Below are 14245 nucleotides of genomic sequence, written 5' to 3' on the forward strand. Positions count from 1 at the left end.
GTTCAAAACGAGCTTTCATGATGCCCCCACACCAAAATGACGGCCCCAATGACAAGGCCGCGACGGTCCCCAACCCCTCGGGTTCCGTCTGGTCAAACGCAACTGCCCCCTCCCACGGCCAAGGCCGAGGTGGTTGCTGCAACGAAGTCAGGCGTTGAGCCCGGCGCGGTCAAGCGCAAATCGCAGTCTGAGCAGGGAGCGTGTCGTGTTGGGCAACGTTCACAGATACTGCGGTCAAGTGGGGGAACGTAGGGGATGGCGCAGCCCGCCCTTATCCCTGATGAGGGCGGCGCCTCCGCGCGCGCGGAGGCGCGCAGAGGCGCTCAGTTCTCGTTCACGTCCTTGTCCCAGATCTTCACATTGCCGCGCATATGCACCCCCTTGCCCTTGCCCCGGCTGGCGCGGGTGAGGTGGCGCAAACCGAGCCAGGCGGCGAGCGCCGCGCAGGCGAAGACCAGAAGGAGAACCGGCACGCTCTCCCCCAGCACCCCCAGCCCCAAAAGGGCGCCCACCACGGCGGCACCGATGGCGAAGCCGAGGAAGATGTAGCCGGAGGTCAGCATTTCCAGGATGGCCAGCACGATGCCGGCCACCACCCAGACCCACCATACCGTCCACATGTCAGCCGCGCCCCTTGAGCATCTTGAAGGCGTCGGCGAAGGCTTCCAGCGCCTGGGTGGGAATGAGGATGGTCTGCTGGCCATTGCCCTTGGCCACCTCCGCGAGCGCCGCCACCTGCTTCTGGGCGATCTGGAATTGCGCCGCCTCCAGCCCGTTGGCGGCGATGGCGGCGGCAATCACGCCGGTGGCATAGGCTTCCGCATCCGCCGTGACCCGGCGGGCCTTGGCCTCCTGCTCGGCGGCATAAAGGGCGGCATCGGCGGCCAGCTCCACCGAGCGCTTGCGCCCCTCCGCCTCCATCACCTGGGCGCGGCGGGCGCGCTCGGCATTGAGCTGCTGGAGCATGGCGGCGCGGGTGGCCTCGTCCAGATTGACGTCCAGGATCTCGGCCCGCGTCACTTCCACGCCCCAGTCATCCACCATGGCGCGCACATGCTCGCGCACCCGCTCGATGAGCTGGGCGCGGTTGGACTGCACCTGGTCCAGCTCCAGCTTGCCGATCTCCGAGCGCACGATGCCGGCCACCGTGGTGGCGATGGCCGCGTCCACGTCGCGGATGCGGTAAACGGTCTTTTCCGGCTCGGTGATGCGATAGAAGACCGAGGTCTCCACCCGCACCAGCACATTGTCGGCGGTGATGGCGTCCTGGGTGGCATTGGGCAATTGCCGTTCCAGGATGGAGATCTTGTGCGCCACCCGGTCGAAGAAGGGGATGACGAAATTGATGCCGGGCCCCAGCACCGCGCGCAGGCGGCCGAAGCGCTCCACCACATATTTTTCCGACTGCGGCACGATCCGCACGCCGAGGAAGATGCACAAGATGACGAAGGCGGCGAACGCCAGGGTCACCGCGCCGCTGCCGAGGAAGTCACCGGGATTCATGAGAAAGCCTCGCGGGCGAAGAAGGGCGGCGCAGCCTGCCTCTGTTCGGGCTGCCGCGCAACCGGCGGGGACGGGGAGGGCGACGGCGCCTCAACTGCGGCGCTGCCGCTCCACCGCGCCGAGCACCCGGGCGATCTCGCCCAGGCAGTCCTCCGCCTCGGGAATGGAGGCGGACATGAAGACATGGGGCATATCGTCATAAAGGTGCAGGAAGGATTTTGCCCCCGCCTCCTGCGCCCGCTCATGGGCGCGGGCGGCATCGGGGCTGGTCAGGTCCAGCGTACCACCGAACAGGTGCAGGGAGGGCAGGCCCCGGAAGTCCCCGAAGAGCGGGCTCACCGCCGGGTCGGCGGCATCCCCCGTCGGCGAAAATGTGGCTGCCGCCCAACGCGGGCCGGCCGGGGAGAGGAGCGGATCATGGGGGGCGATCTCGGCGCTTTCGGGGGCTGAGAAGGTGTAGTCAAGGGCCGGCGAGAGCAGGATCAGCGCATCCACGCCCTTGTCGCCCCGCGCCCGCAATTCCTGCGCCAGGGACAAGGCGAGCGCCGCGCCGGAGGAATCGCCCATCAGCACCAGCGGTCCGTCCTGCTGGACCAGCACCGCCTGGATGGCGAGCAGCGCATCCATGGCCTCCCGCCAGGTGTGGCGGGGGGCGAGGGGGAAGACCGGCACATGAAACGGCGTCCCGCACCGGCGCACCAGGTCCGTGATGATGGACCAGTGATAGCTCGCCAGTTCCAGGGCATAGGCCCCGCCATGCACATAGAGCACCCGCACCGGCGCGCTGTCGCCCTCCGGGAAGCAATGGAAGCAGCGCGTGCCGGTCTCGTTGCTCTCCAGCACCTGCACGCCGCGCCGCAGCAGGAGGCCGGGCGGCGAGGCGCCCGCCGACTGGGACTTCAAGGCCGCCGCCTCCAGCCGGCTCGGATCGGCCATCATGGCCTTGGACCCGCTGAGCGGCAGGATGACCGTCTTGAGGATCTCGGCGGACAGGCTCATGGGGGCTCCTATTGCGGGCGGGCGCTGGGCATCGCGGGATGGGACCGGACACAACGCGTGCGGCGCAGCAAAGTTCATTCTCGCCGCGCAAGTGACGCGGCGGCGGCTGGGGCCGTCCTGCCTTGCTTGCTGCGCCGGCCCTATCCGTGAGCTAGGCTCAGGACTCATTGATCAGAGCCAGAAGATGACAGTTGCGGCGATGCAGATGGCGGAGAAGAAGGTGTGGGCGCATCGGTCGTAGCTCTGCTAACGGGCGCGAGGTGCGTTAAGCCCCGTCCCGTCGGACACCCGCCCCCAACACCACCCGTCAGGCCGCTCCGGACGCGCCCCTCCTTGGTGCCAGGTGGGACAACCATAACAGAGGTCCAAGAAAATAGGAATATGATCTAGGATATTTTTCTTAAGAGGGGTAATTTGGGGCTCTGGCCCTGCCCCCTCCCTAACCCTCCCCCGCTTTGCGGGAGAGGGAACTGCGGGGCGCTCGGTCGGGCGGTACCTCTGCCCGTCACGAGGAGCCGTCACGAGGCGTCCGTCATCCCGACCTCTCCCCCAGCGCGAAAAGCCCCCTCTCCCGCAAAGCGGGAGAGGGCTGGGGAGGGGGAATGGCGGACGGTGAAGCGTCCCCCTCCCCCAAAGCTGCGTCCTGCCCCTGGCCCTCTGCCCCCTCCCTTTCCCTCCCCCGCTTCGCGGGAGAGGGGACTTCCGTGCGACCAGTCAGGGCGGTGGTTCTGTTCTGCCCCCGCGTTGGCATCCCCACCTCTCCCCCAGCGCGACAAGCCCGCTCTCCCGCCAAGCGGGGGAGGGCTGGGGAGGGGGAATGCAGGGAAAGACGGACAAGAGGAAATAGGGCCAAGACCGCGCCGGCCACTATCCCCCAAAACGCACGACGCCCGCCGCTGCGGGCGCAGGGCGGGCGTCGAAATCGTCAGGCAAGCACCGGCTCAGCCGGTGCGGCTCACCACAGATTGAGCGTGGCGCGGGCCTCTTCGGACATGCGGCCCTGGTCCCACGGCGGGTCGAAGGTGATGTCCACGGTGACACCGGCGACGCCGGGCACCGTATTCACCGCCCCTTCCACCATGCCGGGCAGTTCCGCCGCGGAGGGGCAATTGGGGGTGGTCAGGGTCATCTCCACGGCCACGGTGCGGTCGTCGGCAATGTCCACCTTGTAGATGAGGCCCAGTTCGTAGATGTCCACCGGGATCTCGGGATCATAGACGGTCTTGAGCGCGCCGACGATGTCGTCGGTCAGGCGCGTCAATTCCTCTTCCGGGATGCCGGACTGGAACTGCGGAACGTGGGGCGTTTCGTTGGTCAGCGTATCGGTCATGCGAACAAATCCTGCGCCTTCACGAGCGCCTCGGCAAGGCGATCCACGTCGGCACGCGTATTATAGAATGATAATGATGCGCGACAGGTGGCTGTCACCCCATATCGGGCGAGCAAAGGCTGGGCGCAATGGGTCCCGGCGCGCACCGCCACCCCATAGCGGTCCAGCACGGTCGCCACGTCGTGGGGATGAGCGCCCTTCAGCTCGAAGGAGAGGATGGCCCCCTTCCCCGCCGCCGTGCCGAAGATGCGCACGGAATTGAGCGCCCCCAGCTTTTCGTGGGCATAGTCGGACAGCTCGGCCTCATAGGCGGCAATGGCCTCGCGGCCCACCACCTCCATATAGTCCAGCGCCGCGCCAAGCCCGATGGCCTGGACGATGGGCGGGGTGCCGGCCTCGAAGCGGTGGGGCGGGGCGGCATAGGTGACGCGGTCCTCGCTCACCTCGCGGATCATCTCGCCGCCGCCCTCATAGGGCGCCATTTCGGCCAGCAGATCCCGCTTGCCATAGAGCGCCCCGATGCCGGTGGGACCATAGAGCTTGTGGCCGGTGACCACATAGAAATCCACGTCGAGGTCGCGCACGTCCACCGGCATGTGCACGGCGCCCTGGCAGCCATCCATCAGCACCTTGGCGCCCACCGCATGGGCGGCGCGCACGATCTCCTTCACCGGCGTCACCGTACCCAGCACGTTGGACATCTGGGTGATGGCGACGATGCGGGTGCGCGGGGAGAGCAGCGCCTTGAAGGCCTCCAGGTCGAAGCTGCCATCCTCCTGCACCGGCGCCCAGCGGATCACCGCGCCCTTGCGCTCCCGCAGGAAGTGCCAGGGCACGATGTTGGAATGGTGCTCCATGATGGACAGGACGATCTCGTCCCCCGGCCCGATCTCCTGGCCAAGGCTGGAGGCGACGAGATTGATGGCGCCGGTGCCCGAGCGGGTGAAGATGATCTCGTCGGGGGAGGCCGCGTTCAGGAACACCCGCACGCTCTCGCGCGCCGCCTCGAAGGCCTCGGTGGCGGCATTGGCGAGATAGTGCAGGCCGCGATGGACGTTGGAATATTCGCTCTCATAGGCCTGCCGCATGCGGTCCAGCACCTGGCGGGGCTTCTGGGCCGAGGCGGCATTGTCCAGATAGGTGAGCGGATGGCCGTTCACCACCAAAGAGAGGGCGGGAAAATCGGCGCGCACGGCCTCCACGTCGAAGGGGCGGGTGGCGGATGAAGGAGCGGGCAAAGTGGCGGTCATGAAACAGGTCCGATGCGCGTTGGGCCGCCGCGCGCGATCACGGCGCGGCCGGCGCTGCGTTGACGATCACCTTCCGGTGCCCTCCGGGCGCGGTGCGGGCCTTATGCCCGCCCGACGCCTCATATTGGACCGCAATCCGGCGGCGCGAACCCGCCGGACTGTCGCGCGACCGTTCAGCCGGCGCGCTTCTGCAACCAGGTGACGGCGCGGGCCATGAGGGCCTCGCGCAATGCGTCATGCTCCACGAACTCGATGGCCTCGCCCACGAAAGCCTGGATCAGCAGCGCCTCCGCTTCCTTGGCGGGGATGCCGCGGGCCATGAGATAGAAGAGCAGGTCCTCGTTGATGGCGCCGGCGGTGGCGCCGTGGCCGCACTGGACATCGTCGGCGAAGATTTCCAGCTCCGGCTTGTTGTCCATCTCCGCCGCCTCGCCCAGCAGCAGCGACTGGCTCATCATGCGCCCGTCGGTCTTCTGCGCCTCGCGATGGACGATGATCTTGCCCTGGAACACGCCCTTGGCTTCGTCCGCGAGCACGGTCTTGAACAGCTCCCGGCTCTCGCAATGGGGCACCACATGGTCGAGCAGCAGCGTGATGTCCGCATGCTGCCGGCCGCGCGCCAGGGTGGCCCCGCGCAGCGCGCCCTGGGTGTGGGCGCCGGCGAAGCGGCCATAGACGGACAGGCGGGAGGCCGCCGCCCCCGAGGTGAGCGCGAAGGAATGGAACTTCGCGTCCTTGCCGAGGCGCGTCAGGAAGGTGCCGAGATGCAGGGCGGCGTCGCCCTCCTCCTGCACCCGCACATAGTCCACATGGCTGCCGTCGCCCACGAACAGCTCGATGGCGTCGTTGGTGACATAGGCCCGGCCATCGAGGCCCTGGAAGCTTTCCACAAGCGTCACCTTGGCACCCGTGCCCACGTCCACCAGGCGGCGGGCGAACAGGGTGGCCGGCTCGTCGCCCGTGAAGACGTGCGCCACGTGAAGGGGACGCTCGATCTGCGCGCCCTCGGCCACATGGATCACCAGCCCCTCGCCCAGATAGGCGGTGTTGAGGGCATAGGGGCCGTCATAGCGCTCAGGCGCCAGCGTGCCGAGCTTTTCCACTGCGCCCCGGCCGCCGGCCAGCGCGCTTGAAAGCGGGAGCACGGAGAGGCCGGCCTCCAGGCCATGCAAGTCCGAATGGGCGCGGGAGAGCACGCCGTTTACGAACAGGATGCGGCGGGCGCCGGGAATGGACAGCGCCCGGAACGAGCCTTCCGCCGCATCGGCATCGGAGAGCGCCCCGGCCGGGGTCGGCGCGGTACGCAGGAGGGCGCGCAGGTCCGTATATTTCCACTCCTCCACCCGGCGATGGGGCAGGCCGAAGCGGGCAAAAGCGTCGCGCCCGGCGCGGCGCAGGTCGGTGACGTGGGCGCCGAGCGGGCCTTCCACCGGATCGGAGACGAGGCGGGCGTCGAGAAAGCCCTTCAGGGCCTCCTCGGCCGCGGTGCGCGGCGGCTGGTTCTGGATGTTCATCGCCCGATCCTCACGCCGCGTCCTGGCCGTAGGCCGCATAGCCGGAGGCTTCCAGCTCCAGCGCCAGCTCCTTGCCGCCGGAGCGCACGATGCGGCCCTTGTGCATCACATGCACCACGTCGGGCACGATGTGGTTCAGGAGGCGCTGATAATGGGTGATGACCACCATGCCCCGGTCGGGACCGCGCAGGGCGTTCACGCCCTCGGCCACCACTTTCAGCGCGTCGATGTCGAGGCCGGAATCGGTCTCGTCGAGGATGCAGAGCTTGGGCTCCAGCAGCGTCATCTGAAGGATTTCGTTGCGCTTCTTCTCGCCACCGGAGAAGCCCACATTGACGCCGCGCCGCAGCATCTCCTGGGAGATGCCGAGCGGCGCCGCCTTCGCCTTCACGAGGCGCAGGAAGTCCGGGGTGGAGATTTCCTCCTCGCCGCGCGCCTTGCGCTGGGCGTTCAGCGCCGTGCGCAGGAAGGTCATGTTGGCGACGCCGGGGATCTCGATGGGATACTGGAATGCCAGGAACAGGCCGGCGGCCGCGCGGGCGTCCGCCTCCATCTCCAGGAGGTTCTGGCCGTCGAGCAGCGCCTCGCCGTCGGTGACCTCATAGTCCTCCTTACCGGCGAGCACATAGGACAGGGTCGACTTGCCGGAGCCGTTCGGCCCCATGATGGCGTGCACCTCGCCGGGATTTACCGTCAGGTCGAGGCCGCGCAGGATCTCATTGTCCTCGATGCGGGCGTGCAGGTTCTTGATTTCGAGCAGAGCCATGGTCTTGTCCGTTCGGTTGGCGCTGCCGCCGGACGCGGCGCCCTGGACTGGGGCCGCGCGGGGCGCGCGATCGCAAAAGGGGTCCGGCCGGGCGCCCCGGCCGCGCATGTGCGGGCGTCAGCCCACCGAGCCTTCCAGGCTCACCGCGATGAGCTTCTGGGCCTCCACGGCGAACTCCATGGGCAATTGCTGGAGCACATCCTTGACGAAGCCGTTGACGATCAGCGCCACCGCTTCCTCCTCGGACAGGCCGCGTTGGAGGCAGTAGAACATCTGGTCCTCTGAGATTTTCGAGGTGGTGGCCTCGTGCTCGAAGACCGCGCTGGAATTCTTCGCCTCGATATAGGGCACGGTGTGCGCCCCGCACTGGTCGCCGATCAGCAGCGAATCGCAATTGGTGAAGTTGCGGGCATTGGTGGCCTTGCGGTGGGCGGTCACCTGGCCGCGATAGGTGTTGTCCGAGCGGCCGGCGGCGATGCCCTTGGAGATGATGCGGCTCGACGTGTTCTTGCCGAGATGGATCATCTTGGTGCCCGAATCCACCTGCTGGTAGCCGTTGGAAATGGCGATGGAATAGAACTCGCCCTGGCTGCCGTCGCCGCGCAGGATGCAGCTGGGATACTTCCAGGTGATGGAAGAGCCGGTCTCGACCTGCGTCCAGGAGATCTTGGAATTGGCGCCGCGGCAATCGCCCCTTTTGGTGACGAAATTATAGATGCCGCCCTTGCCGTCCTTGTCGCCGGGATACCAGTTCTGGACAGTGGAATACTTGATCTCCGCATCCTTCAGCGCCACCAGTTCCACCACGGCGGCATGGAGCTGGTTCTCGTCCCGCTGGGGCGCGGTGCAGCCCTCCAGATAGCTCACATAGGCGCCCTCGTCGGCAATGATGAGGGTGCGCTCGAACTGGCCGGTATTGCGTTCATTGATGCGGAAATAGGTCGACAGCTCCATGGGGCAGCGCACGCCCTTGGGGATGTAGACGAAGGAGCCGTCGGAAAAGACCGCCGTGTTCAGCGTGGCGTAGAAATTGTCCGAGACCGGCACCACCGAGCCCAGATACTGCTTCACCAGATCGGGATGCTCGCGGATGGCTTCCGAGATGGAGCAGAAGATGACGCCGGCCTTGGCCAGTTCCGCCTTGAAGGTAGTGGCCACCGACACGCTGTCGAACACCGCGTCCACCGCCACCTTGGGCGCGCCGCTCTCGATGCCCAGCAGCGCCTCGCGCTCGCGCAGCGGGATGCCCAGCTTGTCATAGGTGGCGAGGATCTCGGGGTCGATCTCATCCAGGGACTTGGGCTTCGCCTTGGGGGCGGCGTAATAGTAATAGTCCTGGAAATCGATCTTGGGATAGCTGACCCGGGCCCAGGTGGGCTCCTCCATGGTCAGCCACCGGCGGAAGGCGTCGAGGCGCCATTCCAGCATCCATTCCGGCTCGTTCTTCTTGGCCGAGATGTAGCGGACGGTGTCCTCCGACAGGCCCTTGGGGGCCTTCTCGCTCTCGATATCGGTGACGAACCCATACTTGTACTGATCGACGTCGATCGACTTTGCGAGGTCGATCGTCTCCTGGACCGCAGGCATCTTCCTGTCTCCTCTCCCACGCGGGTTCAAGGCCCGCGGGTCAAGTCCTCATGCCACCCGTGCCGGGCGGCTGCTCAAACGCGGCACCGCGCGGCCGAGCGCCGCCAGTGCCAGATCCACATCCTCTTCCCCGCTCGACCAGCCGAGCGAAAATCGTATGGCCCCCGCCGTGGCTTCCGGCCCGAGGCCGGAGGCCGCCCCCATGGCCGCGAGCACATGGGAAGAGCCGACCTTGCCCGAGGAGCAGGCCGACCCGGCGCTCACGCGGACATGGGCGAGATCGAGCGCGATCACCAGGGTTTCGGCCTTCAGGCCCGGAAACACCGCACAGACCGTATTGGGCAGGCGCGCCGCACCCGCCCCCGCGATCCACGCGTCCTGGAGCTGTTCCACAATCCCCGTTTCGAGCCGGCGGCGCAAGCCCGTCAGGCGCATGGCTTCCGCGCTCAAATGCGTCGCGGCGTCGTCGGCGGCGGCGCCGAAACCCACCATGGCCGGCACATTCTGGGTGCCGCCCCGCCGGCCCCGCTCCTGGCCACCGCCCGCCATCAAGGGCACGCGCGCCCGGCTGTCGGGGTGGGCGACCACCGCGCCTGCCCCCTGCGGCCCGCCCAATTTGTGGGCGGACAGGGTGACGAAATCCGCCTTCAGCCCGGCGAGCGTGACATCCACCCGGCCAGCCGCCTGGACGGCGTCGCAATGGACGACGCCACCCACCGCATGCACCCGCTCGGCGGCCTCCGCCACCGGCTGGAGGACGCCCGTCTCGTTGTTGGCGGCCATGAGGGAGAGGTAGGGGCGAAGCCCCATGGCGGCAAGGGCGGCGAGGCGGTTTTCAAGGGCTTTCAGGTCAATTACGCCGTCCCCGTCCACAGGGATCACCTCCACCTTGTCGGTGGGGAAGCGGTGGCCGGACAGGACGCAGGGATGCTCCACGGCGGAGACCAGCAGCACGTCGCAGGTCACCGGCCGTCCGGCGATCTCCAGATCGGGGTGAAGGATGGCGCTCGCCGCCTCGGTCGCCCCCGACGTGAAGGTCACGCCGCGCGGATCCACATCCAGGAGCCCCGCCACCTGCCCCCGCGCCCGCTCCAGCCGCGCGCGCGCCGCGCGCCCGTCCGCATGCACGGACGAGGCATTGCCGCCCGCCTCCAGCGCCTCAAGGAAGGCGGCGCGGGCAGAGGGGCGCAGGGGCGAGGTGGCATTGTGGTCGAGATAGGCGACCTTGGACGGTGCGGCGGGGGCCGTGCTCATGCCGCGCCCTCCCGCTTGGAAGACTGAGGATTCAAGGGGACGAAAAGCGGACAGGCGCGTGCGCCCCCGCGCGGGAGCGGCCAGGCCACCCGCCCGAGCCAAGGCTTGCAATTGCGCCCGATCTCGGTCATACGTCAAACTTCATCCGATCCTGCCTGACAGCGAGAATATTCACGGCGAATATCTTGCACGGCCGAGCGGGATAAATTAGAATTATTCTAAATAGATAGGGTGGCGTCCGGGCTGAGTCAAGACGTCGAACACGGACGTCCGAGCGGGACGCGCGCTTCCGGGTGGTCCGGAAACGAGATCCCCGACTTCGCCGCGCCCCCCAGAGGTTGCGGACTCCATGCCAGAAGTCATCTTCACCGGCGAGAAGGGGCGGCTCGAAGGTCGCTATCAGCCCGCAAAGACGCGCAATTCTCCCATCGCCATCATTCTTCATCCCCACCCCCAGTTCGGGGGGACGATGAACAACCCGCTCGTCTACAATCTGTACTACCAGTTTGTGAACCGCGGCTTCTCGGTACTGCGCTTCAATTTCCGTGGTGTCGGCCGCAGCCAGGGCTCGTTCGACCATGGCACCGGCGAACTGTCCGACGCCGCCGCGGCCTTGGACTGGGCGCAGTCGGTCAATCCCGATGCGCGCGCCTGCTGGATTGCCGGCGTCTCCTTCGGTGCCTGGATCGGCATGCAGCTGCTGATGCGCCGTCCCGAGGTGGAAGGCTTCATCTCGGTGGCCGCCCCGGCGAGCCTTTATGACTTCTCCTTCCTCGCCCCCTGCCCCTCGTCCGGCCTGTTCGTGCATGGCGACAAGGACGCGGTGGTGCCCACCTCGGCGGTGGCGACCCTGGTGGAGAAGCTGAAGACCCAGAAGGGCATCGTCATCGAGCAGCAGATCGTGCCCGGCGCCAACCACTTCTTCGACGGCAAGAATGACGAGCTGATGAGCGTGGTGGGCACCTATCTCGACAAGCGCCTGCCCGGTACCCGCAAGGACAGCGCCGCCTGAGACCAGACGGCGTCCCGTCCAGTTCCGATCTGACGAAACGCCCGGCCCTGCGGCCGGGCGTTTTGCATTTGTGGCCCCTGCCCCCCGCCTCGCCTCAATGCCGATGGCGCAGCGCGCTTTCCGCGCGCACCACGCCGTGGTCGCCGATCTCCGCCTCCGCCAGCACTTCCTCGGAGACATAGGAGCGGAACTTCGCCTCGCTCAGGCGGCAATGCACCGCGTGGAAGAACACGCCGATGGACAGCAGCACCACCAGGAGGCTGTCGAGGCCATGGGTGAGAACCCCCATGCCGCCGAAGGTGCTCAGCGCCGAAATGGCGCCCATGCCCACGAAATAGGGGCCGAGCCAGGCCGCCTCCGCCAGGTCCGGCGTGCCCTTGATGTGGCGGATGGCATAGGTGAAGAACAACACCGCCCCCACCATCAGGCACAGACCGAGCCGCCACACCGTCTCCCAGCCCGCCCACAGGATGATGAGCCCGCAGATCACGAAAGCGGCGCAGGCCAGCACCTTCACGGCCGGCAACACGATGGGCCGGCGCGCCTTGGGCAGGATGTGACGCAGCGCCACCACGCCCACCGGGCCGACCACGAAGGACAGCATGATGGCGGATTCGTTCAGCTTCACCACCTCCTCGAAGGGCAGGAGGATGAAGGTCAATACCGCCACCGCAAGATTCATGAGGAGGGCCGTGAGCGGCACGCCCCGGTCCGACAAGGTGGCGATGAGGCGCGGGAAAAGGCCGTTCTCGGCCAGCGCGAAGGAGATGCGGGCGCACGAGCCGGTGGCCACCAGCGCCCCGCCCATGGGGCCGACCACCGCGCCCACATTCAAAAGGCTCACCAGCCACATGAGGCCGAGCGCGCTCGCCACCGCGCCCAGCGGGCCGTAATCGGACGACAATTGCAGCTTGCCCCAGCCATTGATCAGCTCTTCCGGCTTCAGGGCGCCGATGAAGGCAAATTGCAGCCCGCCATAGATCAGGAAGCAGATGAAGACGGAGAGGACCAGGGCGGTGGGAATCGTGAAGCCGGGATTGCGCACCTCGCCGGCCATGTCCACCGCATGGCGGAAGCCGATATAGGAGAAGATGACGCCGCCGGACGACACCGCGCTCAGCACGCCCGCCCATTGGAACGGGGCAAAGCCGCCGTGGTCGGTGAAGTTGGACACCTCGAACCGCGTATAGAGCAGCATGCCCACCAGGATGAGCGGAATGAGGATCTTGGCCCAGGTGATGGAGCTGTTCACATAGGCGAAGAACTTCACACCGATGGCGTTGATGACCACGAACACCGCCAGCAGGGTCATGGACAGGACAATGCCCATAAAGGACAAATCGGTGCCGGGACCGGCCACATAGAGCCAGTTGGCGTGCGGCCCCACATAGCGCAGCATGGCCTCCACCTCGATGGGGGCCTGGGTGGTGTAGCCCACCCATCCGCTCCAGCCCATCATGGTGCAGACGAAATTGCCGTGGCTGAACAGCGGCACGCGGGCGACGCCGCCGGGGACCGGCAGCATGGCCGAGATTTCAGCAAAAGTGAGCGCCAGCAGCAGCATGGCCACGCCGCCGATGATCCAGGCGATGAGCGCCGCCGGACCCGCATGCTGGGCGGCGAGCAGCGGCGCGAACAGCCAGCCCGAGCCGATGATGCCGCTCACCGCGACGAAGGTCAGGCCCACGAGCCCGATGTCACGGTGCATCTTGTGGGATCCGTGCGCTTCCATATTCCCCCCGCTGGGCCGTTTTCGTCACCCTGACGGATCGCCCGCTTTTCCCCCGCTGGCGGCCCCTCCAGGAGGTAGTCTAGCGCAACCATTTAGCCGCGCATCCCCCCGGCAGCGGTCAATTGGCTTGAAAAATCAAGCCGCCCGTGAGGGGTGCCGCGACGCCCGTCGTGGTGGGAAAGGTCAAGGGCAGGCCGCGCAGCGCGCGCACCGCCAGATAGCCGAAGGCATGGGCTTCCAGCGCATCCGCCGACCAGCCGGCGGCCTCCGCCGGCCGCACGGGGCGGTGGAGCCGCGCCTCCAATTGCGCCAGCAGCACGGGATTGCGCGCCCCGCCGCCACCGACGATCCACACCTCAGGCGGGCGCGGCAGAAGCGGGACCAGCGCCGCCACCGCCGCGGCGGTCAGCGCCGTCAGCAGCACGGCGCCATCGGGCGTGCTGCGGCCGGCAAGGCCCGCGCGATCCGCCACGAAGGCGCGGAAGTCGTTCCGGTCCAGGGACTTGGGTGGCGGCGCGGCGAAGAAGGGATGGCTGAGGAGATCGGCCAGCCCCGCCTCGTCCAGCCGGCCGGCCGCGGCGATGCGGCCGCCCTCATCGAACGGCAATCCGGTGCGGGCGAAAACGAAATCGTCGATCAGCGCATTGCCGGGACCGGTATCGCAGGCGATGGGATCAGCCGCCCCATCAAGCCAGGTGACATTGGCCACCCCGCCCACATTGAGCACCGCCACCGGACCGGGCAGGGCGAGGTTGCGCACGAGCGCCTGATGGAAGACCGGCACCAAAGGCGCCCCCTGCCCGCCGGCCGCCACGTCCGCCGCGCGAAAATCCGCCACCACCCGTGTGCCGAGGAGCCGCGCGAGCCGCTCCCCTTCCCCGATCTGCACGGTGAGGCCCGCCTCGGGGCGGTGGAAGACGGTCTGGCCGTGAAAGCCAACCACGTCGAGGTCGGAGGGGGACAGGCGCAGCGGGGTGAGTAGCGCGTGCACCGCCTGCGCATGAAGGTCTGTGATCCGCCGTTCCGCCGCCGCGAGCGCCCCCGGCCGCCCCTCCCGGCTGTTCAACCCCCGCGCATCCTCCAGGGCTGCGCGCAGCAGCGCCCGGTCATCTGCCCCATAGGGCAAGGTGATCGACGGCCCCAGCCAGTCCACCCCTTCCCCGTCCGTGTCGATGAGGGCGGCGTCGATGCCGTCCATGGAAGTGCCGCTCATCAGCCCCAAAGCCCGCATGACAGCCCTCCCCGGCACGACCGATGCAATTGTCGGCAAACCCTGTTAAAGGAGCCCCCTTTCCGAA

Annotated in this window: 12 protein-coding genes; 1 reads left to right on the forward strand and 11 read right to left on the reverse strand. The window is 67.6% G+C overall.

Translation table 11 applies throughout. The features are described from left to right. Positions 1 to 323 precede the first annotated feature (323 nt). The 9 genes from J5J86_RS22685 to J5J86_RS22725 all read right to left on the reverse strand — a co-directional run bounded on the left by J5J86_RS22685 (position 324) and on the right by J5J86_RS22725 (position 10203). Entirely contained in the window at positions 324 to 620 is a 297-nt protein-coding gene (locus tag J5J86_RS22685; protein ID WP_209102374.1) for a hypothetical protein, read from the reverse strand. A gap of 1 nt (position 621) precedes the next feature. Then, complete coding sequence (locus tag J5J86_RS22690) at positions 622 to 1503, reverse strand: SPFH domain-containing protein (RefSeq protein ID WP_209102376.1); 882 nt, start codon at positions 1501 to 1503, stop codon at positions 622 to 624. Between the two features lie 90 nt (positions 1504 to 1593). Next, complete coding sequence (locus J5J86_RS22695; protein WP_209102377.1) at positions 1594 to 2502, reverse strand: alpha/beta hydrolase fold domain-containing protein; 909 nt, start codon at positions 2500 to 2502, stop codon at positions 1594 to 1596. Between the two features lie 955 nt (positions 2503 to 3457). After that, positions 3458 to 3832, reverse strand: coding sequence for an SUF system Fe-S cluster assembly protein (locus J5J86_RS22700; protein ID WP_209102379.1), 375 nt, complete (start codon positions 3830 to 3832; stop codon positions 3458 to 3460). Further along, complete coding sequence (locus J5J86_RS22705; RefSeq protein ID WP_209102381.1) at positions 3829 to 5082, reverse strand: cysteine desulfurase; 1254 nt, start codon at positions 5080 to 5082, stop codon at positions 3829 to 3831. Before J5J86_RS22705 ends, J5J86_RS22700 begins: the two co-directional genes overlap by 4 nt. Before the next feature lie 173 nt (positions 5083 to 5255). Next, on the reverse strand, positions 5256 to 6596 hold the full coding sequence (sufD, locus tag J5J86_RS22710) for a Fe-S cluster assembly protein SufD (RefSeq protein WP_209102383.1): 1341 nt from the start codon (positions 6594 to 6596) through the stop codon (positions 5256 to 5258). Between the two features lie 10 nt (positions 6597 to 6606). Then, positions 6607 to 7362, reverse strand: a complete 756-nt coding sequence (gene sufC, locus J5J86_RS22715) for a Fe-S cluster assembly ATPase SufC (RefSeq protein ID WP_209102385.1) — start codon at positions 7360 to 7362, stop codon at positions 6607 to 6609. A gap of 117 nt (positions 7363 to 7479) precedes the next feature. Then, positions 7480 to 8949, reverse strand: coding sequence for a Fe-S cluster assembly protein SufB (sufB, locus tag J5J86_RS22720; RefSeq protein ID WP_209102387.1), 1470 nt, complete (start codon positions 8947 to 8949; stop codon positions 7480 to 7482). Between the two features lie 48 nt (positions 8950 to 8997). Beyond that, complete coding sequence (locus J5J86_RS22725; protein ID WP_209102389.1) at positions 8998 to 10203, reverse strand: cysteine desulfurase family protein; 1206 nt, start codon at positions 10201 to 10203, stop codon at positions 8998 to 9000. Positions 10204 to 10552: 349 nt separating this feature from the next. On the opposite strand from J5J86_RS22725, the gene J5J86_RS22730 reads away from it, so the two are divergent. Continuing rightward, a complete protein-coding gene (locus tag J5J86_RS22730; RefSeq protein WP_209102391.1) occupies positions 10553 to 11215 on the forward strand; it encodes an alpha/beta hydrolase in 663 nt (220 codons plus the stop codon). A gap of 94 nt (positions 11216 to 11309) precedes the next feature. Here the strand turns inward: J5J86_RS22730 and J5J86_RS22735 are convergent, their stop codons facing one another. Both J5J86_RS22735 and J5J86_RS22740 read right to left on the reverse strand, forming a co-directional pair. Then, positions 11310 to 12923, reverse strand: coding sequence for an APC family permease (locus J5J86_RS22735; protein WP_209102393.1), 1614 nt, complete (start codon positions 12921 to 12923; stop codon positions 11310 to 11312). A gap of 142 nt (positions 12924 to 13065) precedes the next feature. Further along, the gene (locus J5J86_RS22740; protein WP_209102400.1) at positions 13066 to 14178 is read right to left on the reverse strand and encodes an anhydro-N-acetylmuramic acid kinase; all 1113 of its coding nucleotides are present in this window, start codon (positions 14176 to 14178) and stop codon (positions 13066 to 13068) included. Positions 14179 to 14245: the final 67 nt, after the last annotated feature.

The organism is Aquabacter sp. L1I39 (genome assembly GCF_017742835.1).
In the GTDB taxonomy this organism is placed as follows: Bacteria; Pseudomonadota; Alphaproteobacteria; order Rhizobiales; family Xanthobacteraceae; genus L1I39.

Coding starts and splice junctions, on each gene's coding strand:
- J5J86_RS22685 (WP_209102374.1), bottom strand. CDS start 620: ATGTGGACGGTATGGTGGGTCTGGGTGGTGGCCGGCATCGTGCTGGCC.
- J5J86_RS22690 (WP_209102376.1), bottom strand. CDS start 1,503: ATGAATCCCGGTGACTTCCTCGGCAGCGGCGCGGTGACCCTGGCGTTC.
- J5J86_RS22695 (WP_209102377.1), bottom strand. CDS start 2,502: ATGAGCCTGTCCGCCGAGATCCTCAAGACGGTCATCCTGCCGCTCAGC.
- J5J86_RS22700 (WP_209102379.1), bottom strand. CDS start 3,832: ATGACCGATACGCTGACCAACGAAACGCCCCACGTTCCGCAGTTCCAG.
- J5J86_RS22705 (WP_209102381.1), bottom strand. CDS start 5,082: ATGACCGCCACTTTGCCCGCTCCTTCATCCGCCACCCGCCCCTTCGAC.
- sufD (WP_209102383.1), bottom strand. CDS start 6,596: ATGAACATCCAGAACCAGCCGCCGCGCACCGCGGCCGAGGAGGCCCTG.
- sufC (WP_209102385.1), bottom strand. CDS start 7,362: ATGGCTCTGCTCGAAATCAAGAACCTGCACGCCCGCATCGAGGACAAT.
- sufB (WP_209102387.1), bottom strand. CDS start 8,949: ATGCCTGCGGTCCAGGAGACGATCGACCTCGCAAAGTCGATCGACGTC.
- J5J86_RS22725 (WP_209102389.1), bottom strand. CDS start 10,203: ATGAGCACGGCCCCCGCCGCACCGTCCAAGGTCGCCTATCTCGACCAC.
- J5J86_RS22730 (WP_209102391.1), top strand. CDS start 10,553: ATGCCAGAAGTCATCTTCACCGGCGAGAAGGGGCGGCTCGAAGGTCGC.
- J5J86_RS22735 (WP_209102393.1), bottom strand. CDS start 12,923: ATGCACCGTGACATCGGGCTCGTGGGCCTGACCTTCGTCGCGGTGAGC.
- J5J86_RS22740 (WP_209102400.1), bottom strand. CDS start 14,178: ATGCGGGCTTTGGGGCTGATGAGCGGCACTTCCATGGACGGCATCGAC.